General features: G+C 69.7%; 17 protein-coding genes and 2 rRNA genes. 11 read left to right on the top strand and 8 right to left on the bottom strand.

The window, feature by feature from the left end:
- Positions 1–1033 precede the first annotated feature (1033 nt).
- Complete coding sequence (gene rsgA / locus ACIBP6_RS00095; protein WP_397049237.1) at positions 1034–2098, top strand: ribosome small subunit-dependent GTPase A; 1065 nt, start codon at positions 1034–1036, stop codon at positions 2096–2098.
- Positions 2099–2237: 139 nt separating this feature from the next.
- Here rsgA and ACIBP6_RS00090 read toward each other — a convergent pair whose 3' ends face one another.
- Positions 2238–2684: a DUF4442 domain-containing protein gene (locus ACIBP6_RS00090; protein WP_397047220.1), complete on the bottom strand. Its 447-nt coding sequence runs from the start codon at positions 2682–2684 to the stop codon at positions 2238–2240.
- A gap of 98 nt (positions 2685–2782) precedes the next feature.
- Here ACIBP6_RS00090 and hisN point away from each other — a divergent pair, with 98 nt between their 5' ends.
- A complete protein-coding gene (gene hisN / locus ACIBP6_RS00085; RefSeq protein ID WP_397047218.1) occupies positions 2783–3580 on the top strand; it encodes a histidinol-phosphatase in 798 nt (265 codons plus the stop codon).
- Here the strand turns inward: hisN and ACIBP6_RS00080 are convergent.
- Positions 3577–5259 (bottom strand): right-handed parallel beta-helix repeat-containing protein, encoded by a 1683-nt coding sequence (locus tag ACIBP6_RS00080; protein WP_397047216.1) that lies wholly within the window; start codon positions 5257–5259, stop codon positions 3577–3579. The genes hisN and ACIBP6_RS00080 overlap by 4 nt on opposite strands.
- 63 nt (positions 5260–5322) lie before the next feature.
- Here ACIBP6_RS00080 and ACIBP6_RS00075 point away from each other — a divergent pair, with 63 nt between their 5' ends.
- Entirely contained in the window at positions 5323–6153 is an 831-nt protein-coding gene (locus ACIBP6_RS00075; RefSeq protein WP_397047214.1) for a TetR/AcrR family transcriptional regulator, read from the top strand.
- Here ACIBP6_RS00075 and ACIBP6_RS00070 read toward each other — a convergent pair.
- Together ACIBP6_RS00070 and ACIBP6_RS00065 are read right to left on the bottom strand one after the other, a co-directional pair.
- The gene (locus ACIBP6_RS00070; RefSeq protein ID WP_397047212.1) at positions 6150–6935 is read right to left on the bottom strand and encodes a fructosamine kinase family protein; all 786 of its coding nucleotides are present in this window, start codon (positions 6933–6935) and stop codon (positions 6150–6152) included. The genes ACIBP6_RS00075 and ACIBP6_RS00070 overlap by 4 nt on opposite strands.
- Positions 6922–7395, bottom strand: coding sequence for a low molecular weight protein-tyrosine-phosphatase (locus ACIBP6_RS00065; RefSeq protein WP_397047210.1), 474 nt, complete (start codon positions 7393–7395; stop codon positions 6922–6924). The genes ACIBP6_RS00070 and ACIBP6_RS00065 overlap by 14 nt, the downstream gene beginning before the upstream one ends.
- 121 nt (positions 7396–7516) lie before the next feature.
- Here ACIBP6_RS00065 and pstS point away from each other — a divergent pair, with 121 nt between their 5' ends.
- Genes pstS through ACIBP6_RS00040 form a run of 5 tightly spaced genes read left to right on the top strand, consistent with a single transcriptional unit; the run spans position 7517 to position 11998 of the window.
- On the top strand, positions 7517–8623 hold the full coding sequence (gene pstS, locus ACIBP6_RS00060) for a phosphate ABC transporter substrate-binding protein PstS (RefSeq protein WP_397047208.1): 1107 nt from the start codon (positions 7517–7519) through the stop codon (positions 8621–8623).
- A 6-nt stretch (positions 8624–8629) separates the two neighbouring features.
- Positions 8630–9610: a phosphate ABC transporter permease subunit PstC gene (gene pstC, locus ACIBP6_RS00055; RefSeq protein ID WP_132621324.1), complete on the top strand. Its 981-nt coding sequence runs from the start codon at positions 8630–8632 to the stop codon at positions 9608–9610.
- Complete coding sequence (pstA, locus tag ACIBP6_RS00050) at positions 9607–10482, top strand: phosphate ABC transporter permease PstA (RefSeq protein WP_397047206.1); 876 nt, start codon at positions 9607–9609, stop codon at positions 10480–10482. Before pstC ends, pstA begins: the two co-directional genes overlap by 4 nt.
- Positions 10483–10496: 14 nt before the next feature.
- Positions 10497–11273 carry a phosphate ABC transporter ATP-binding protein PstB gene (gene pstB, locus ACIBP6_RS00045; RefSeq protein ID WP_397047204.1) on the top strand — a complete coding sequence of 259 codons (777 nt, stop codon included), beginning with the start codon at positions 10497–10499 and terminating at the stop codon, positions 11271–11273.
- 26 nt (positions 11274–11299) lie between these two features.
- Positions 11300–11998: a winged helix-turn-helix transcriptional regulator gene (locus ACIBP6_RS00040; protein ID WP_235854867.1), complete on the top strand. Its 699-nt coding sequence runs from the start codon at positions 11300–11302 to the stop codon at positions 11996–11998.
- Here the strand turns inward: ACIBP6_RS00040 and ACIBP6_RS00035 are convergent.
- Positions 11967–12911, bottom strand: a complete 945-nt coding sequence (locus ACIBP6_RS00035) for a serine hydrolase (RefSeq protein ID WP_397047201.1) — start codon at positions 12909–12911, stop codon at positions 11967–11969. The two genes, ACIBP6_RS00040 and ACIBP6_RS00035, sit on opposite strands and share 32 nt — an antisense overlap.
- A 33-nt stretch (positions 12912–12944) precedes the next feature.
- The gene (locus ACIBP6_RS00030) at positions 12945–13832 is read right to left on the bottom strand and encodes a phenylalanine 4-monooxygenase (RefSeq protein WP_397047199.1); all 888 of its coding nucleotides are present in this window, start codon (positions 13830–13832) and stop codon (positions 12945–12947) included.
- 126 nt (positions 13833–13958) lie between these two features.
- Between ACIBP6_RS00030 and ACIBP6_RS00025 the strand changes: the two genes are divergently transcribed.
- The 3 genes from ACIBP6_RS00025 (at position 13959) to ACIBP6_RS00015 (ending at position 18170) form a co-directional block, all read left to right on the top strand.
- Positions 13959–14411 (top strand): Lrp/AsnC family transcriptional regulator, encoded by a 453-nt coding sequence (locus tag ACIBP6_RS00025; RefSeq protein WP_397047197.1) that lies wholly within the window; start codon positions 13959–13961, stop codon positions 14409–14411.
- A gap of 441 nt (positions 14412–14852) precedes the next feature.
- Positions 14853–16223 carry a hypothetical protein gene (locus ACIBP6_RS00020; protein ID WP_397047195.1) on the top strand — a complete coding sequence of 457 codons (1371 nt, stop codon included), beginning with the start codon at positions 14853–14855 and terminating at the stop codon, positions 16221–16223.
- A 474-nt stretch (positions 16224–16697) separates the two neighbouring features.
- Positions 16698–18170: an outer membrane protein assembly factor BamB family protein gene (locus tag ACIBP6_RS00015; protein WP_397047193.1), complete on the top strand. Its 1473-nt coding sequence runs from the start codon at positions 16698–16700 to the stop codon at positions 18168–18170.
- A 1307-nt stretch (positions 18171–19477) separates the two neighbouring features.
- Here the strand turns inward: ACIBP6_RS00015 and rrf are convergent.
- Positions 19478–19594 (bottom strand): 5S ribosomal RNA (rrf, locus tag ACIBP6_RS00010).
- 144 nt (positions 19595–19738) lie between these two features.
- A 23S ribosomal RNA gene (locus ACIBP6_RS00005) occupies positions 19739–19829 on the bottom strand; the annotation flags it as partial.

Raw genomic sequence — 19829 nt, 5'->3', positions numbered from 1 at the left:
GCTCTGGCCCATCCGGCTCTGGCCCATCCGGCTCTGGCCCATCCGGCTCTGGCCCATTCAGCTCTGGCCCATTCAGCTCTGGCCCATCCGGCCGCAAGGGACGCCACCGGGGAGGCCGACCCCCTTACCCGGATGAACGACGGCGCCGTGCACCCGGCGACCGGTGCCGTTGTCCCCTTGGCAAGTGCCGCTCCGAACACCGCTCTCGCTATGGAGGGCGATGGCGGGAAGCTGGTAGCTCACGCTGCCGGCCCGATCGCGGGCCTTGCCGATTCGGGGTGGGGCGTCCGCATGCCCATGAGCAGCCGTGACAGCCGAGTGTCCGTGGAGCCTGGTTTCGCGATCGGCGCACCGGGCACCCCGGGAAAGGGCAGCACGTGATGACGCGCTGTCCGCAGGACCACGCAGACATCTACCGGCACGCCGCCGCCCGTTCATCCCGGGTGGCACGTGCCACGCCAACAGCAGCCGCGCACACCGGCGCCCGACGGGCTACGGCCGTGCCCGGCGCGCTCACAGCGGGAAACCCTCCGGCGGCTCCCCTTCCGCAGGCCCGGCCTTCGCGAAGAGTGACGCCTCGGAGCCCCGCACCCGGAACGTCCGGGACGTTCACGACGTTCGACACCCAGAGAGCCGGGACGCCGGGCACCGGCACCTCGGGGGCAGCCCCGACGCCGGGCACCGGAACGGCGGGGCCTCGAACGTCGAGGACGGCCCACGACGTCCGGTACGGGCGCGCGCCTCAGGACGTCCGTGGCTCCGGAGGCCGGCGCGTCCGGAACGCCGGGGCCGGAACGTCCGGGATACCCACGACGTCCGGAACCGGACAGCCCGGAGACGGACAGCCCGGAGACGGACAGCCCGGAGACGGACAGCCCGGAGACGGACAGCCCGGAGACGGACAGCCCGGAGACGGACAGCACAGGGCACACTCGCTCCTAGCCGAGAAGCCGGCGGGCGAGAGCTCAGAGGCCGTGACGCCACAGGCCGAAAGACAGAGACAGAGGGGAAGCGAGCGTATGGGAGCGGACCGCTGAGAAAGCGGGAATACGACGAGGACGACGTACGGGTCAGGCCGGGCAAGGGTTCGCGGCCGAGGACTCGCATTCGTCCTGCGCACGAGGATGCCGTCGAGGGATTCGTGGTGGCGGTCGACCGGGGCCGCTACACCACGCTGGTCGAGCCAGAGCGGCCGAAGGGCTCGGCCCAGAAGCGCAAGCCGCCGCAGCCCAGGCTGGTCGTCGCCATGAAGGCCCGCGAGCTGGGACGCAAGGGCGTCGTCGTAGGCGACAGGGTGGCCCTGGTCGGTGACGTGTCGGGCCGCCCCGACACGCTGGCCCGTGTCGTACGCGTGGAGCCCCGCACGTCGATGCTGCGCCGTTCGGCCGACGACACCGACGACACCGACGGCATCGAACGCCCGATCGTGGCCAACGCCGACCAGCTCGTCATCGTCACCGCGCTGGCCGACCCGCCGCCGCGGCCGCGCATGATCGACCGCATCCTGGTGGCCGCGTTCGACGCCGAGATCGACGTGCTGCTCTGCCTCACCAAGTCCGACCTCGCGCCGCCGGGCGAGCTGCTGTCCCTCTACGAGCCGCTCGGCGTCCCGCACGTCGTGGTCCACAAGGGCGGGCCGCTCGACGAGCTGTGCGACCACCTGACGGGCCGCATCAGCGTCATGGTCGGGCATTCGGGGGTGGGCAAGTCCACGCTGGTCAACGCGCTCGTCCCGGACGCCAACCGAGCCGTCTCCCACGTCAACGCGGTCACCGGCCGGGGCCGCCACACGTCCACCTCGGCCGTCGCCCTGGAGCTCCCCGAGGGCGGCTGGATCATCGACACCCCGGGCGTACGCAGCTTCGGGCTGGCCCACGTGTCGGTGGAGACGGTGCTGGCGGCGTTCCCCGACCTGGTGGAGGGCACGGTCGAGTGCCCGAAGGGCTGCACACACCTGGGCGAGGGCTGTGCCCTCGACGCCTGGGTAGCGGCCGGCAACGCCGACCACCATCGCCTGGAATCCCTCCGCCGCCTGCTGTCCAGCCGCGAGGGCACCCCAGAGGAATCCCCCCACCGCGACGATCCCGCCAACGACTGACAGTGATGACGTGAAGGAGCGTTTCCCGCCGGCGCTTGACCCGACGACTGACTGACCCTCGGGTCCTGAACGCGATCTGCCGGCCCCGGCCGGGAAGCGCTCATGCGCTCACCGGACGGGCTTGGGCAACACGTGCGCGTCAGGGGCGGTTGGGGCGGAGGGTCCAGGTGACGGTGAGGGCGGAGACGAGGGTGCCGTCGGCGTTCGTGAGGTCCACGGCGACGTCGAACACCGGCCGTTCCCCCGCCTCCAGCCGCCCCAGCACCTCCTCGCGCTCCGCGAGCAGCCGCGCCTCCGCGCGGATCTCCCCCATCGCCACCTTGCGGAAGTCGATGGTGGCCGTCGTCGGCAGCGGTACGGCACGCCCCAGCTGATCGCCGAAAACGGACAGCACGGCCGCCCCCGACGCCGTCTCCGCGAGCGTGAACAGCACCCCGGCGTGCGGCCCGCCCACGTGGTTGCGCAGGTCGTCGCGGTCGGGCACGTGGCACACCGCCCGCCCCTGCGACACGCCGTCGAAAACCACCCCCAGAGTCCGGGCGAACGGGACGCTCTCCAGCAGCAGACCACCGATATCTGTCGACATGGTGGACATGCTACTGGTGGGTAACTGGAAGAGGAGTTACCAGAAAAGGGGCGTTGGCCACTGATGTCGGGATAAGCGACACGGTAGCGTGGGCGACCGTGCAGGGTTATAACGATGATCTTCGTCTCGCGCATGTCATGGCGGATGCCGCCGATGACCTGACCATGCGGCGGTTCAAGGCGGTCGACCTCAAGGTCGAGACCAAGCCCGATCTCACGCCGGTCAGCGACGCCGACCGCGCGGTGGAGGAGACCATCAGGGGAACGCTGCGCCGGGCCAGGCCGCGGGACGCGGTCGTGGGCGAGGAGTTCGGCAAGACCGGCTGGGGCGCCCGTTCGTGGATCATCGATCCCATCGACGGCACCAAGAACTACGTCCGCGGCGTCCCCGTCTGGGCCACGCTGATCGCCCTCATGGAGTACGGACGGGTCGTCGTCGGCCTGGTCTCGGCCCCCGCGCTCGGCAAGCGCTGGTGGGCGGCCTCCGAGGGCGGGGCGTGGACCGGAAAGAGCCTGACGAAGGCCACCCGCATGCAGGTGTCGTCGGTGTCGTCCCTGGAGGACGCCTCGTTCTCGTACAGCAGCTTCGGTGGCTGGGAGAAGACGGGCCGACTGGAGAACTTCCTCGACCTGGGCCGCTCCTGCTGGCGGACCCGCGCGTACGGCGACTTCTGGTCGCACATGATGGTCGCCGAGGGTTCGGTGGACCTGTCGGCCGAGCCGGAGCTGTCGCCGTGGGACATGGCGGCGCTCACCGTGATCGTCGAGGAGGCCGGCGGCGTCTGGACCGACGTCGCCGGCGTGCGGGGCCTGGAGGGCGGCAGCCTGGTCTGCACGAACGGTGTCCTGCACGACGAGGTGATCAACCGCCTCAACGGCACCACCGTCCTGGGCTAGGCGCGCGGACCGGCCTGTGACTGGAGGTGGGCGGTGGTGGCGTTCAGCTCGCGTTCATCTTTGATGGTCACATTCCCCTCGTAGGTCACCCCGGCGGGCGGGTCGTCGTGCCCCAGCGGGTCGGCGTCCCAGAAGTTGCGCCGGTAGACGACGTTCTCCAAAGGCGGCGCGACGTGCAGCACGGCGGTGTTGTCGGCCCGCAGGACGACGTTCTCCTCGAGGGTCACCCAGCTGGCGCCGTAGTCGGTGTAGAGCCCGAAGTTGTACGGCGTGATGGTGTCCCTGATGACGTTGCCCCGCACCACCGCGCCGTCGGCGGCCGAGTCGCCCTGCGGCCCCGACAGGTAGACGCCGCCCCCGTCGGCCAGCGCCTTCATGGTGTTGGAGGTGAGGTTGCGCAGGATGCGGGTGCCCCGGCCCGGCCCGGCGACGATGCCGCAGTGCGGCACGTCGGCGACCTCGTTGCGGGCGATGACGCAGCCGTGCGTACCGGTCACGGAGATGCCCGGCGAGCCGCTGAACTCCAGCCCCACCTCGCGGATCCGGTTGTCCTCGACCGTGGTCTCCCGGCTGCCCGACACCACGATCGCTCCGGCGGAGAGCGTGTCGAAGCCGCAGCCGCGTACGGTGAGGCCCTCTCCGCCCGTGATGCCGAGCCCCGAGGCGCCGAGCCGGGTGAACCGGCAGCCCTCGACCACCGCGCCGGTCGTGTCCTCGAACGTCACGCAGGCCGGAATCGTGACGGAACTGACGGGATACGTCACGAATCCGTCGTCCAGCATCGCCTTCTCGACGTCCCCGCCCTCGTAGTAGCCGCTGCCGTGGTAGTGCGGGAAGCCCTCCGGCCGCCCGGGCCGCAGCCAGGTGGCGTCGGCGAACACGAGCCCCCGGAAGGCCACGTCCCGCGCGCCCGTCACCCTGACCAGGGTCTCCAGCACCGGCGCCACCACGGGTGTCCGCGCCGGGTCCTCTCCCGGCCGCGGCAGGTACAGCAGCACGTGGTCGCCCGGCCGGGAGCGGTCGAGCACGAAGGTGCCCGGCTCGGTGAGGAAGCTCGCGTCGTTCTCGATCCGGGTCGGCAGGCCGGGGCCGCGCGCCGGCATGCCCTGCCAGCTGAAGTCGTACAGTTTCATGGCCAGCCCGAAGCCCGGCTGCGCCATGGTGATCGAGCCGCCCTCGTCCGAGACCGAGACCGAGGCCACCGGCAGGCGGGCCTCCGTCCACGGGTAGACGCCCCGGTAGACGAACTCGACGTCGCCCGGGCTGCGCCAGCCGAGCGGGGCATCGGTGACGTATCCGGTCTCGGTCTGGACGGCCGTGCCGGGCAGGCCGTCGCGAGCGGCGCGGGACGCCCGGCGGCCGTCCACGGTGAGCTGACGGGTCTCCAGATCGCCGACCTCGGCGAGCCAGACGCCGTCGCGCTCCCGCCACCCGGTGATCCGCCGGCCGCCGCTGATCACGGCCTCCTCGCCGCTGTACGCCTGGTAGACCGTGCCTGAGTCGGCCTCGGTGAGCTCGAAGGGACGGTCGAGGACGTGGAGGCCGCCCCTGAGGTTGACGACCGCGCCGCCGGAGACCTCACGGGCCGCCTCCCGGGCGCGTTCCAGCGTCGCCAACGGACGCTCGATCGTGCCTGGCCAGGAGTCGTCGCCGGAGGGCGCGACATGGAGCTGGAACATGCGAACCGCCTTTGCTGTTTATGCCGTACACGTAGTAGTACACCATAAACGAGGGAGGCGCCAATGACGCAGGACCCCGACCACGCGGTCGAGTTGTTGTGGCGGGAGCGGGAACGCGAGCCGCGGCAGGGCCTGAGCCTCGACCGCATCGTGCGCGCGGCCATCGAGCTGGCCGACGCCGAGGGGCTCGCGGGGTTGTCCATGCGCAAGGTGGCCGACCGGCTCGGCTTCACCACGATGTCGCTCTACCGCCACGTGCCCGGCCGTGACCACCTCGTCGATCTCATGCGCGACGCGGTCCTGGCCGAGCATCCGGAGGCGGGCGCCGGGGGCGACTGGCGTACCCGCCTGGAGGAGGTCGCCCGCCAGGCGTGGCGGCTGCGCCGGCGGCACCCGTGGCTGGCCGAGATCCGCGGCACCCGCCACGTCCCCGGGCCCAACGCGGTCGCCCGCTACGACGAGATGCTCGGCGCGCTGACCGGCACCGCGCTGCACCCGTCCGAGGTGATCGCGGCCGCGGGCGTGGTCGCCCGCTTCATCGACGCCGAGGCCCTGCTCCTGGTGGAGACCCAGCGCGAGGAGCGCCGCAGCGGCGTGTCCGAGCAGGAGTGGTGGGGCGCCCGCGACTCCCTGTACGACCGCCTCGACCGCTACCCCGCGCTCTCCCACCTGTGGGAGGCCGGCGGCTGGGACCACCCGGAGGACTCCTTCGAGTTCGGCCTGGCCCGGCTTCTCGACGGCATCGAGGCTCTCATCCGACGGCGTGACGAAACCCGTGACGGAATCTGCCGGGAATGCGGCACACCGCTGGAGCCCGCCGACTCGGGCCGCCCCCGCGTCTACTGCTCGCGGGCCTGCCGGCAACGGGCGTACCGCAGGCGCCAGACCGGTTAGAGGGCCAGCACCCGCCGCACGGCGTTCATGAGGCCGTCCCGGTACGCGCCCCCGAACAACACCACGTGCACGAGCAGCGGATGCAGCCGGTGCAGCGGCACCCGCTCCCGCCATCCGTCCGCGAGCGGCCACTCCTCCTGGTACGCCCCCAGCACCCGGTCCAGGTACGGCAGTCCGAACAGGTCCAGCATCGCCAGGTCGGTCTCCCGATGCCCGCCGTGCGCCGCCGGGTCGATCAGCACCCCCGACCCGCCCGACCACAACACGTTCCCGCTCCACAGATCCCCGTGGATCCGCGCGGGCGGCTCGGCCGGCCCGGCCACCTCGGCGAACCGCTCCACCGCCCGCTCCACCAGCGTGACGTCGGACGCCGGCAGCCGCGCCGTCCGCAGGAACGGCAGCACCCGCCGCGCGGCGTAGAACGCCGGCCAGTCGTCGGCGGGCGCGTTGTCCATCGGCAGTGTGGCGATGAACCCCCGCCACGGCGCCCCGAAACCCGGCGCGCCCGCCCGGTGCAGCCGGGCCAGCGACCGCCCGAACCGCTCGGCCGCCGCGGGACTCGGCGACTCGGCGTGCACCCAGGACAACACCAGCCGGTCCGGCCCCACCTCGACGACCTCGGGAACGTCGATGACCTCGCCCAGCCACCGCAGCCCGGCCGCCTCGGAGGCGAAGACGTCCGACGCCGTACCGGTCTTCACGAAAACCTCGCGCCCGTCGTCCAGCACCCCCCGCTGCAGCCGCCGGCCGTGGGAGGCGCCCAGGTCCTCAGTCGATCTCATCGGCGATGTGCTTGGCGACGCCCTCGGAGGCCGCCTCGACCAGCGCGAGCACTTCCTCGAACCCCTCCCGGCCGTCGTAGTACGGGTCCGGCACCTCGGCGCCCTCCGGCGCTGACGGATCGAACGAGCGGAACAGCCTGACCTCCACATCCGGGGGCGCGATCCGGCTGAGGGTGGCCACGTTGTCCCGGTCCATGGCCAGCACGAGGTCGTAGCGGTCGAACCAGTCGCGGGTGAACTGCCGGGCCCGGTGGGCGCTGCCGTCGTAGCCGTTCCGGGTGAGGATCTCCAGCGCTCGTTCATCCATGGGGCCGCCCACGTGCCAGCCGCCGGTCCCGGCGCTCTCGACGGTGACGCGGTCGCCGAGCCCGCGGTCTTCGAGGGTTTTCCTGAGGACGACCTCGGCCATCGGCGAGCGGCAGATGTTCCCCATGCACACCACGCAAACGCGATAAGTCATAGCACCCATCATGAGGGTGACCTGGCGCGTTCACCGAACGTTCACCCTTGTCAGGGGGTGTGAGTCACCTTGGCCGCATAACTTTCATGGCGACTAAGGACCAAGTGGGAGGACCCAAACCGTGAAGTATGCAGGCCGGCTCGCCGCCGTCGCCCTCGCCGGCGCGCTCTCGCTCGCTGCGTGCGGCACAGACAACAACAACCCCCAGGCCGGTGCCACCTCATCGGCCGCCGCCGCGGGGAACGACGCAGGTCTGAGCGGCACGATCAACGCCGCGGGCTCCTCGGCCCAGGCCAACGCGATCACCGAGTGGACGAAGAACTTCACGGCCACGAACCCCGGTGTCACCCTCAACTACCAGCCCAGCGGCTCCGGCGCGGGTGTGCAGTCGTTCATCCAGGGCACGGTCGCCTTCGCCGGCTCCGACTCGGCGCTGAAGGAGGACGAGGCCCCGCAGGCCGACGCCCGCTGCAAGACCGGCAAGGCCATCAACATCCCGATGGTGACCGGCCCGGTCGCGGTCGTCTACAACCTGCCCGGCGTCGACGGCATCCAGCTGTCCCCCAAGACGCTGGCCGGCATCTTCAACAGCAAGATCACCAAGTGGGACGACGCCGCCATCAAGGCCGAGAACCCTGACGCGCAGCTGCCCTCCACGCCGATCCAGGCGTTCCACCGCTCCGACGAGTCGGGCACCAGCGACAACTTCACCAAGTTCCTCAAGGCCACGGCCGAGACCGACTGGCCGCACGAGCCGGGCAAGGCGTGGCCTGCCGAGGCCAAGGGCCAGGGCTCCAAGGGCTCCGACGGCATCGCCTCCTCGGTGAAGGGCACCGAGGGCGCCATCAGCTACGTCGAGCTCTCCTACGCCGAGAACTCCGCGCTCCAGACGGCCAAGGTCGCCAACGGCGCGGGCGAGTTCGTCGAGCTCACCGCGGAGAGCGCGGCCAAGACGGTCGAGACCGCCGAGGTCACCGGCACCGGCAACGACCTTGCCCTGTCGATCGACTACGCCACCAAGACCCCGGGCGCGTACCCGATCGTGCTGGTGACGTACGAGATCACCTGCGAGAAGGGCCTGCCGGCCGAGGAGGCGAAGGTCGTCAAGGGCTTCCTCCAGTACACCTCCAGCGACGAGGGCCAGGCGGCGCTGACCGAGCTGGGTTACGCCCCGCTGTCGGGCGAGCTGCTCACCAAGGTCCGCACCGCTGTCGAGGCGATTTCCTAAGAATCCATGACAACCAACGTTCGTACCCGTGAAGGCGGGCCGGTCAAGCACCGGTCCGCCTCGCGGCGCAGCCATGGTGAAGCACCCTTCCGCATCGTGTCCACCGCGGCGGGCATCATCCTCCTGGCGATCATGGCGGCCATCGCCGTGTTCCTCATCAGCGAGGCGATCCCGGCCCTGCGGGCGAACGAGGCCAACTTCTTCACGGAGCGGACCTGGGACCCGAACAGCCAGCAGGTCTTCGGCATCGCCGCGCTCGCTTTCGGCACGGTCTTCAGCTCCGCGCTCGCGCTGGTCATCGCCACCCCGATCGCCGTGGGCGTGGCGCTGTTCATCTCGCACTACGCGCCCCGCCGGCTCGCCGCCCCGCTCGGCTACCTCATCGACCTGCTCGCCGCCGTGCCCAGCGTGGTCTACGGCCTGTGGGGCGTGGCCTTCCTCGTGCCCCTGCTGCGCACCCCGTCGCAGTGGCTGAACGAGAACCTCGGCTGGTTCCCGCTGTTCGCCGGAGAGGGCATCGTCGGCGGCAAGACCATGCTGGCCGGCGCCATCGTGCTGGCCATCATGATCCTGCCGATCATCGCGGCCATCTCCCGTGAGGTCTTCCTCCAGGCCCCGAAGATGAACGAGGAGGCGGCGCTCGCGCTCGGCGCCACCCGCTGGGAAATGATCAAGATGGCCGTGCTGCCGTTCGGCCGCCCGGGCGTCATCAGCGCCGCCATGCTCGGCCTCGGTCGCGCCATGGGCGAGACCATCGCCGTCGCGCTGATCTTCCCCGCGACCTTCGACATCACCTTCGAGATCCTGACGCCGCACGCCAACAGCATCGCCGCGAACATCGCCAACGGTTTCGGTGAGGCCAACAACATCGGCCGGGGCGCGTTGATCGCCTCGGGTCTGGTGCTGTTCGTCATCACGCTGCTGGTCAACATGGCCGCACGGATGATCATCAACCGCCGTAAGGAGTACGCGAGGGCCGGCGCATGACCACCATCCAGCACATCTCCACCAGCCGCAGAATCAAGGACCGGGTCGTCCAGGGCCTGGTCTATCTTGCGTTCGCGGCGGCCGTCGTACCGCTCGTGTCGGTGCTCTGGCTCGTCATCTCCAACGGCCTGGCCCGTTTCGACCTGGAGTTCCTCACTCACTCCATGAACGGCATCGGCGCCAGGGACGCCCACGGCGGCGCCTACCACGCGATCATCGGCACGCTGACGCAGGTGCTGCTGGCCGGCGTCATCTCGGTGCCGATCGGCCTGTTCACCGCGATCTACCTGGTCGAGTACGGCAACAACGGCCGCCTGAGCCGCGCCATCAGCTTCTTCGTCGACGTCATGACCGGCATCCCCTCGGTCGTCGCCGGCCTGTTCGTCTTCGCGTTCTGGATCCTCTTCCTCGGCTTCGAGTACTCCGGCTGGGCGGGCGCGCTCGCGCTGTCGATCCTCATGATGCCGACGGTCGTCCGGTCCGCGGAGGAGATGCTCCGGCTGGTCCCCAACGACCTGCGGGAGGCCTCGTACGCGCTGGGCGTGGCCAAGTGGCGCACGATCGTCAAGGTCGTGCTGCCGACGGCGTTCACCGGCATCGTCACCGGCGTCATGCTGGCCGTGGCCCGCGTCGCCGGCGAGACCGCGCCTCTGCTGATGACGGTGTTCTTCACCAACTCCATCAACCACGACCCGTTCAGCGGGCCGCAGATGGGCCTTCCGCTCTTCGTCTTCGACCAGGCGGCGCGTCCCAACGACACCGCCATCGACCGGGCCTGGACCGGAGCCCTCACGCTCATCCTGATCGTCATGCTGCTCAACCTGGTGGCGCGCCTGATCGCGTGGTGGCGCTCGCCTGCCAGGGCCCGATAGGGGGTAACACCGCAATGTCCAAGCAGATTCAGGTCTCGGGTCTCGACGCGTACTACGGCTCGCACAAGGCGATCGAGGACGTGTCGATGACCATCGAGCCCCGCTCGATCACCGCGTTCATCGGCCCGTCCGGATGCGGCAAGTCGACCTTCCTGCGCACGCTCAACCGCATGCACGAGGTGATCCCCGGCGCGCGCGTGGAAGGCAAGGTGCTGCTCGACGGCGAGGACCTGTACGCCCCCACCGTCGAGCCCGTCTCGGTCCGCCGGATGATCGGCATGGTCTTCCAGCGCCCCAACCCGTTCCCCACGATGTCGATCTACGAGAACGTCGCCGCGGGCCTGCGCCTCAACGGCCGCGTCGGCAAGTCGGAGATGGACGGCGTCGTCGAGGAGTCGCTGAAGGGCGCCAACCTCTGGAACGAGGTCAAAGACCGCCTCAACAAGCCCGGCGCGGGCCTGTCCGGCGGTCAGCAGCAGCGGCTCTGCATCGCCCGGGCCATCGCGGTCAGGCCGCAGGTGCTGTTGATGGACGAGCCCTGCTCGGCCCTCGACCCGATCTCCACGCTGGCCATCGAAGACCTCATGGCCAAGCTGAAGGACCAGTACACCATCGTCATCGTCACCCACAACATGCAGCAGGCCGCCCGGGTCAGCGACAGGACGGCGTTCTTCAACCTGTCCGAGCAGGGCAAGCCCGGCAAGGTCGTCGAGATGGACGAGACGTCCCGCATGTTCACCAATCCATCCCAGAAGGCCACCGAGGACTACATCACGGGGCGCTTCGGCTGATGACCCACCTGCAGGGGGCATCCACGATGAACGGGGACACGAGGACGAAGCCCATACTGCTCATCGCCGACCCCGACAGCGCCGTCGTGGAGGAGCTGGCCGCGGCCCTCGAACAGGAGGGCGTGGCCGTCTCAGGCGCCTCCGACGGCGCCCAGGGCCTGCTGCAGGCCGGCGCGCTGCAGCCTGACGTCGTGCTGGTCTCGGCCACGCTGCCGGTCATCGACGCGGTGGAGTTCGTCCGCGCCGTCCGGGTGGCGCGCGCCGTACCGGTGCTGCTCGGCATCGACGAGGGGCATGCCGAGCAGGCGGTACGCGCGCTCGCGGCCGGCGCGGCCGCCTGCGTGGCCAGGCCCTACCGCGTGCCCGAGTTGCTGCCCTTCATCCAGGCGGCCTCACCGGAGTCGCGCAAGGTCCTGGCCGTCGGCGGCGTCGAGCTCGACGTCCAGGCCTACCAGGTACGCGTCGGCGGCCGCGCCGTGCACCTGCCGCTGCGGGAGTTCGAGCTCCTGCAGTATCTGATGCGCAACGCCGACCGCACCGTCACACGCGAGCAGATCATGCGCCATGTCTGGCACGCCGCCGCCAACACCTCGACCAACACCATCGCGGTGCACGTCAAGCGGCTGCGGGCCCGGCTGGGCGACGAGGACGACCAGCTCATCCAGACCGTACGCGGGGTGGGCTACCGGCTGGTCACGCCGAGCATCTCCGAAACTCCCGCATGATCCGTTCCGCCACGCCTTCGACCGTCGCGATCCCGTACCCCACTTCGGGGCTCCCCTCGGTGAGGACCGCGACGGCGTAGTCGCGGCCGTCACCGCTGATCAGTCCCACGCTGATCACGGCCCAGCGCTTGTTCGACACGCGCCTGAGCCAGCCGTTCTTCAGCGCCACGCGCTCGCCCGGGCACGCGGCGGCGCTGACGCCCCAGTCCTGGCCGTCCACGACCGCGCCCATGAGCCTGCGTACCTGCGCGCGGTCGCCGGCCCGGAGCGGGCTCTTCTCCGACACCAGCGCCGTCATGAGCCGCACCTGGTCCTCCACGGACGTCGGGGTGATCCCCCAGCAGTACAGGTCCACGCAGGTGCCCGGCACGCCCCTGGTGTGCTTCAGCCCGAGCTTCCTGCCCGCCTCGGTGAACCCGGCCGGGCCGCCGATCCGCAGCCACAGCCGGTCCGCCGCGTGGTTGTCGCTGTGGCGGATCATCAGCTCCGCATCCCGCCGCACGGACTCGGGCAGCTTCTTCCAGCGCGTACGCAGCAGCAGCGCCATGAGGATCTGCGCCTTCGCCGTACTGGCGGTGATCAGCCGCTCGCCTCCGTGATAGCGGTAGACCTGTCCGGTCGCCAGATCCTTGACCATGGCCGTGACCGGGCCGGGCCGCCCGGCCAGATAGCGGTCGAGCCGCCCGGAGATCCGCGCCGCGGGCACCCGCGGCACCGCCTCCCGCCTCGCGACCTGCTCCACCGCCGGCTGCCGCGCCTGCGGGGCCACGCGGGCGACCCGCACGGGCACGGCGGCCGGAGGCACGGCCGCCATGGCTCCGGCAGGTACGTGCCTCTTCACCGATACCAGCGGCAGGATCAGGGCCAGCACGATGACCAGTCGCGGTATCGCCTTGATCCCGGCGGCGACCACCCGCCGATTATCCCGAAATTTCGGGACACGGGGCTAGACGCGGGCGGCGGCCAGTTTCGCGATCGCGTCGTCGTCGCAGGTGGCCCAGAAGCCGCCCACGACGTCCTCCAGATGCTCCAGCGACTCCGCGCAGAACAGCACGTCCTGATATTTCGTGATGTCGTACTCCGTCGTCCCCATGGCGGCCAAATCGAGCGGCCGGATGTCCATCCCCCGGAACTCCTCGACCTCCCCGTACGACGACAGGATCCCGGCCCCGTACGCCCGCAGCTCCCCGGCCTCCCGCATCACCCCGAACTCCAGCGTGAACCAGAACACCTTGGAGACGAACTCCAGCGCCTGCTCGCTCTCCACCCGCCGCGCGGCCTGCCCCGCCAGCCGGTAGAGGGCCGCGTACCGGTCGCTCGCCAGCGCGTTGGCGTGCCCGATGACCTCGTGCACGACGTCCGGCTCCGGCGTGTAGAAGGGCACGGAGTGGTGCCGGATGTACTGCGTGGAGTGGAAGAACCCGTCCGCCAGCACCCCGTAGAAGTCCCGCAGCGGCACGAGCCCCGCCGCCGGCAGGTACCGGAACCCGGTCAGCGGCTCCAGCAGCCGCGACACCTCTTCGAGCTGCGGGATCCGCTCGCGCGGCAGCCCCAGCCGCTCTGCTCCCGCGAGGTACTCGGCGGTGGCGTACTTGGCGTGCTTGACCGCCAGCTCCCGGGCGACCGCCGCCCACACCTCGTGCTCCTGCTCGGTGTACTCGGCCTCGGGGATCGGCGTCCCCGGCCGGTAGTTCAGGGCCAGCGCGGCGATCGCGTTGCGCCGCGCCCGATATACCGGATCCGCGAACCCCGGATGGGACGAGGCCAGCTCGACCACCACGGACCCATCCTCCTGGGCCGCGACCGGCGCGAAGTACTGCGCTTCCTCAAACATGCCTCATATGACAGCAACTCGCCGCAAAGGTGGCAATAGCGCTCAATTCTGCTGAACGATACGCTCAATTCCTCCCTTCGTACGACATGATCACTGGTCGAATCGCACAGTCCCCAAGGAGCCCCCGTGGACGATCTCGATGCCCGACTGCTCGTGACCATGCGGGCGCACCCGCGCATCGGCCTGACCGAGCTGGCCCGACAGCTGGGCGTGGCCCGCGGCACGGTGCAGACCCGGGTGGACAAGCTGATGGCGGCCGGCGTGATCAAGGACTTCGGGCCGACCGTCGATCCAGCGCGGACGGGATACCCCATCCTGGCGTTCGTCTGGCTGCAGATCGCCCAGGGCCGGCTGGCGGAGGCGGTGGAGCGGCTGCGCAGCGTGCCCGAGATCCTGGAGGCACACGGTACGAGCGGTCAGCATGACCTGCTCTGCCGCGTGGTCGCGAAAAGCACCGATCACCTGCAGGACATCATCGCCGACGTCCTGACGTCGCCGGCGGTGCAGCGCACCGACACCACGATCGCACTGTCGACGCAGATCCCGTACCGAATCGAGCCGCTCCTCCTCCCCCACTGATACGATTCGTCACCATTGAGTAGTAGATAGACATTCGGGGCAAGAGTGGCGTTCGACAACCAGTCGCACAACCCTCTTCAGGGTGCCTACCTCCCACCCCCGGCGCAGCCCCGAATCCCAGGCCCATCGGCCGCCGGCACTCCACGCCCACCTGCGCCCGGCGCCCCGAACCCTGCGGGCCCACCCGCCGCCGGCTTTCCGAGCGCACGCGGCCCCATCCCAGGCCCTCCCGGACCGCCACCCGGCCCACCCCCCGCCGGCCTGCCGGGCTCACCAACTGCCGGCGCCCCGTACCCGCCCGGCGCATTTCCCGCCGGACCTGCGAACGCTCGCGGCCCCATGCCAGGCCCTCCCGGGCCGCCGCCCGGCCCACTTCCCGCCGGGCCGCCTCCGCGCCTTCCAGGCTCTGCCGGCCCGCGGAAACGTCGCACCGGCCTCTGGGTGACGGCCGGCGTCGTGGCGCTCGTCGTGACCGTGGCCACCGGCGCCGGAGTGGGACTACTCCTCCGCGATCAGTCCGGGACCGCCACCCCACAGCCGGGCGTCACCATCTCCCACAGCCTCGCGCCGGAGACCGTCGTCGTCACCGACGCGGAGATCGACGACCTGCTCACTCGCCACACCGAGGGCCTGACCCGCGGCGACGCCGAACGCTTCCTGTCGATCTTCGACCCGGCGGACAAGCAACTGCTCCAACGCCAACGACGCGTCTTCGAGAACCTGCGCAAAGTCCCGCTGAGCGAGGCCGGCTACCGGGTGCTGCGACGCTCGGGACGCTCCGAGGACAGCTTCGGACGCGGCGTCACCTTCACCCAGGACGTCTCGTTCGTACACCGCTTCGCCGGCATCGACCTGCGACCGGTGTCCGAGTGGTACCGCTGGACGCTGGAGAAGAAATCGGCCGACGCCCCACTCCGCGTCACCGCGGTCGGCGGCGCCCCGCCCCCGACGCTGTCGTCATCGTCCCCCTCAAAAACCATGTACTACCCGGGCCCATGGGACATCTGGCCGGACATCACGGTCGTCCGAGCAGGTGCCGGGGTCGTACTCGCCCGTCCCGAACACGCCGCGCTGGCCCGCCGCGTCGCGCCGATCGTCGAGCAGGCCACCGCACACCACAGCGCCTACTGGAAGCGGCACGGCGAGCATCAGGACCTCGTCCCACAGGGCTACCTGGTCGCTCTCGTGGCCGGCAAGGACCAGCTCGGCAAGCTCTTCCGTACGTCCGAAGCCACGGAGGCAGGCGTGTCCATCGGCATGCCGAGCGCTGCGGTGGGATCTGATGACGTCGTCGTCGGCGGAACCCGGGTCGTACTCGACACCACCTCAAGCTTCTTCTCCTCCACCGACGGAATCGGCACGCTGACCCGGCACGAGCTGGCCCACTCACTCGTCTCCGCCCTGGATCGCAGCAGCGGCCTGTCCTTCCTCGGCGGCCGCCCTCACTGGATCGACGAAGGCTTCGCCGAGTATCTGGCCAACAAGCACGCGCCCGTCACGAGCGGCCTGAGATACCCCGAAGGCCGCGCGTACCTGGCCGGACAGCGCTCCCGCCCCTTCACCGGCGAACTTCCGCACAACGACATCTGGGCCGGCGGCGACCTCACCGACGCCCACTACTTCATGGGCGAACTGATCATGCGCTTCACCGCCGACCGTTACGGCGACCGCCGCCTCGTCCAAGCCGTGACCGCCGCCTACCAGCAGGACAACGACGACCTGGCCGAACCCGCGTTCTACGACGCACTTGGCGTCGACAAGGCGGACTTCGAGCGGCAATGGGCTGCCTATGTCCGCCAGCAGCTCACCTGATCGGACCCGCACATGACACACCACCCCAACCCCACCGACCCGCACCAGCCAAACCCCAGCGCCCGCGGCCCCCACGAGCCAGACCCCAGCACCGCCGGCCCCCGGCCAAACCACAGCACCGCCGGCCCCCACCAGCCGAATCACGCTAGCTCTCCTGGCCCGCACCAGCCGAGCTACCCCGCCCCGAACCACCCCGGTCTCCAGCACAACCACCTTGCCCCGAACCACCCCAGCGCGCCCGCACCCCACCACCCCGGATACAGCGCGCCCGCACCACCGCCACAAGCCGCATACCCCCCGCCACCACAGGGCGCCTACCCATCACCGCCGCCCTATCCGCCCCCGGGCCCGCAGCAGTCGTCACCACCTGCCCCTCAGTGGTCCGCTCCGCAGACCCAAGCCCCGTGGAACCCCGAACCCCCACGGCGCAACAAGAAGGGAAAGACCGCCGCCCTGGTCTCCCTGGGCCTGGCCGTGTTGCTCGCCGTCGGAACCGGAACCGCATGGCTCGTGTCACAAAGCGGCGAACCGACCACATCCCCACCCCCTCAGACGCAACCGCCCGTCAAGACATCCGAACGCCCGGTGTCGCAGTGGCAGATGCCCATGATCGGAGCCGGCGGCTCAGACTTCACCTCAGGCATGAGCTTCGCCACCTGGCTGACCGACACCGCCATCATCAGGGTGCAGAAAGACGGCGTACTCGCCTACGACCTGTCAACGGGAAAACGCACCTGGGGCACCCCATCCCCCGGAGAGCAGCTCTGCGGCGCCACCCCGGACGCGCCCGGGGGCGTGGCCGCCATCGCGTACGGCGAGTCCGGCCTGTGCGACCACCTCGCCGGCATCGACACCGCCACCGGCAAGATCACATGGCAGAAGCCGATCCACGCAGAACAGGCCACCACGTCCAACACGATGCTGGCTCCGATGATCGTGAGCACCGACGGCCTGGCCATCACCCTGATCGACGGCAAGGTCTCCGCCTACAGCCTGACAAACGGCACCGTACGGTGGCACGCGACCGCCCCCAAGGACTGTTCGCTGCGGGACACCAACGCCGGACCCGGCCGAGTCGTCATGCTGGCGCACTGCCTCTACCCCCAGCCCAGCGACCTGGTCCTCGTCGTGGACCCGGAAACCGGCAAGATCACCCGCAAGCACCCCAGCCGTCCGGTCCATTCCGGCATCGTCGCCTCCGTGGACCCGATCGTCACCCAGATCGACGACGCCAAGGGCACACACTTCACCCGCTACGACGATTCCGGCAAGACCGGCGAGGTCACGGTCGACGAAGAGGTAGACCTCCTCCCCCTCAACCAAGTCGTCGCCGTCCAGGGCATGCGCCTGCACTACCGCCTGGCCATCCACGGGGACCGCCTCTACCTGGCCAGCGACGCCGAGAACGTCCCCAACTCCATGCGCATGCGCAACACCGCACTGGCCTACGACTTCAAAACCGGCCGCCGAGTCTGGGAGTCCTCCGGCACCCGCGCCTCCCGTCTCGCCTACATCCGCGCCGACAACTCGGGCCTCCTGGCCCTCGAGGTCGGCGACCACCGCGACCTCTCCCCCCGCCTGATCTACATCGACGCCAAAACCGGCAATACAAAAGGTCTCGGCGGCCTCCCCCGCGAGTTCGGCTCCGAAGCCGAACGAGCCAAGGTCTACGAACAGAACGGCGCCATCGTCATCGTCCCCTGGAGCTCAATAACCGCCAGCAACGCCATCAACTACTACAAGCTCCCCTACGGACCACCCGCACCCCGCGAACCCCACCACCTCCACATCGCCCCCGAGCCACCAACGCCCCACCACACCTCATCCACCGGCAGCCCGGCAGCACACCTGCTCGCCAGCCGAACCTCTTTCCGACGCGACGTGGAGACGGTGACGTCGACGAACGAGCGCAGTGCCACCGTGCACATCTCCGGGCCGGTGAGGTAGATGAGTCCGCGGCCCTCCCGCCCACAGCCACGCTGACACCAGAGCTCCTCCACCGTCAGCAGTTCCTTATGGCGCCCACCCCTCCACCAGCCGCCCAGCGGCTCCCCCAACCCCCTGAACACCGATCTCAACACCAAAACGCCGCACCACCCTGCGACTCCAGCCCGAAGACACCGCCCCCTCCCGGGAAGACACCGCCCCCTCCCGGGCGCATCGGCTCAAGGCCTGCGGATTCGCCACTCGGCAGCGTCGACAACACCAACCATGCCGCACCAAGCACAAACCCCGTCAGCCGCCGCAGACCACGCCAAGCCCAGTCACCGCCAGCCAACTAGGGCCAGGTAGTACACCCGCTCCGCCACACCAGCCCCCACAGAGCCCAGTTCCCCCAAAGAAGCGGCCCCTCACTTGGGGCGGCCACGTCCACCGCAGCCACCAGCTAGCCACCAAGCAGAACCAGCTGGGCCGACCGGAATCACAGCCACCGCCGGCAACCCACGCCAGACCGCTTGTCCTCCCATAGGATGCCTCGGTACTTCTGTGGCAGTTCGTCGATGAGCGCGCCCTCGGGCTCAGACGTCATGGCGACCCGGCCGCATGGCGACCCGGCCGCACACCTCGACGTACCGGTAGGGGGCGTCGGGTCGATGACGAGCAGACTCACCCGCAGTTCGCGCACCGGCTCAGGCGCTAGAGTTGCACACTTTCAAGCGCCGGCGGCTCCCTCACTGCATCACCCACCGACTCCGTCGCCCAGCGCCAACAACAGCACCACGGCACGAGACAGCAAAAGCACCGACGCACTCAGCCGACTTGGCCGACGCAAGCTCCGAAGCCGTCGCCGAGCGCCGAACAGGCAGCCCTGAAAACGCAAAAAGGGCCCCACACCGAAGGCATGAGACCCACACAAACCGACACGCCAGACAGCCGACGCATCCCTTCCCGCACCGACAAAGCCGGAACACGCCGGCGGCGAGCGTGCCGAGGAACCCCGACACCCACGGCGCCTGTGCCCCTCCACCACCGACGCCGAAACCCGCCCCAGACACAGGCAAGCTCCACATCGGAACGCACGAAACCGGCACCCATACCGAACGCGCCAGAACCCCAAACACACAACCGCCGCACGACACCGCCACAGCATCCAGCCCTGACCGCGACACCCGGAACACACAACCCCCAGGAACGCAGAAAGGGCCCCACATATCAGCGTGGAGCCCTCGTAGTATCAGCGCGGAGCACTCGTAAAACACAAAAAAGAAGGGGGCCCCGACACCCGCAGGTGTCGAGACCCCCCTCAAAAAATTGTCCGGCGGTGACCTACTCTCCCACACCCTCCCGAGTGCAGTACCATCGGCGCAGAGAAGCTTAACTTCCGGGTTCGGAATGTAACCGGGTGTTTCCTTCCCGCCATAACCGCCGTAACTCTATGAAACTAACAAGCAAACCAACCGCTTGTTGTCTCAGAATTGCCTAGTGGACGCGAGCAAACCGATCCTTCGGTGTGGCGCAGCTCTGGACCCGGCGAAGAGTAACAGAGCGCAGCACACACCAAAGCACAATGCTTTGTGGTCAAGTCCTCGGCCTATTAGTACCGGTCAGCTCCACACGTTACCGCGCTTCCACCTCCGGCCTATCAACCCGGTCATCCACCGGGAG

This window comes from Nonomuraea terrae (genome assembly GCF_044465245.1).
Lineage (GTDB): Bacteria > Actinomycetota > Actinomycetes > Streptosporangiales > Streptosporangiaceae > Nonomuraea > Nonomuraea terrae.
Note: the sequence above shows the minus strand (reverse complement) of the source record. Positions and strands in the feature narration are given on the sequence as shown.

What these genes read in the sequence shown, in the direction of transcription:
- pstB (WP_397047204.1), top strand. Translation starts at nt 10,497, where the DNA reads ATGTCCAAGCAGATTCAGGTCTCGGGTCTCGACGCGTACTACGGCTCG.
- ACIBP6_RS00040 (WP_235854867.1), top strand. Translation starts at nt 11,300, where the DNA reads ATGAACGGGGACACGAGGACGAAGCCCATACTGCTCATCGCCGACCCC.
- ACIBP6_RS00075 (WP_397047214.1), top strand. Translation starts at nt 5,323, where the DNA reads ATGACGCAGGACCCCGACCACGCGGTCGAGTTGTTGTGGCGGGAGCGG.
- ACIBP6_RS00070 (WP_397047212.1), bottom strand. Translation starts at nt 6,935, where the DNA reads ATGAGATCGACTGAGGACCTGGGCGCCTCCCACGGCCGGCGGCTGCAG.
- ACIBP6_RS00090 (WP_397047220.1), bottom strand. Translation starts at nt 2,684, where the DNA reads ATGTCGACAGATATCGGTGGTCTGCTGCTGGAGAGCGTCCCGTTCGCC.
- pstA (WP_397047206.1), top strand. Translation starts at nt 9,607, where the DNA reads ATGACCACCATCCAGCACATCTCCACCAGCCGCAGAATCAAGGACCGG.
- ACIBP6_RS00030 (WP_397047199.1), bottom strand. Translation starts at nt 13,832, where the DNA reads ATGTTTGAGGAAGCGCAGTACTTCGCGCCGGTCGCGGCCCAGGAGGAT.
- ACIBP6_RS00065 (WP_397047210.1), bottom strand. Translation starts at nt 7,395, where the DNA reads ATGACTTATCGCGTTTGCGTGGTGTGCATGGGGAACATCTGCCGCTCG.
- pstC (WP_132621324.1), top strand. Translation starts at nt 8,630, where the DNA reads ATGACAACCAACGTTCGTACCCGTGAAGGCGGGCCGGTCAAGCACCGG.
- ACIBP6_RS00080 (WP_397047216.1), bottom strand. Translation starts at nt 5,259, where the DNA reads ATGTTCCAGCTCCATGTCGCGCCCTCCGGCGACGACTCCTGGCCAGGC.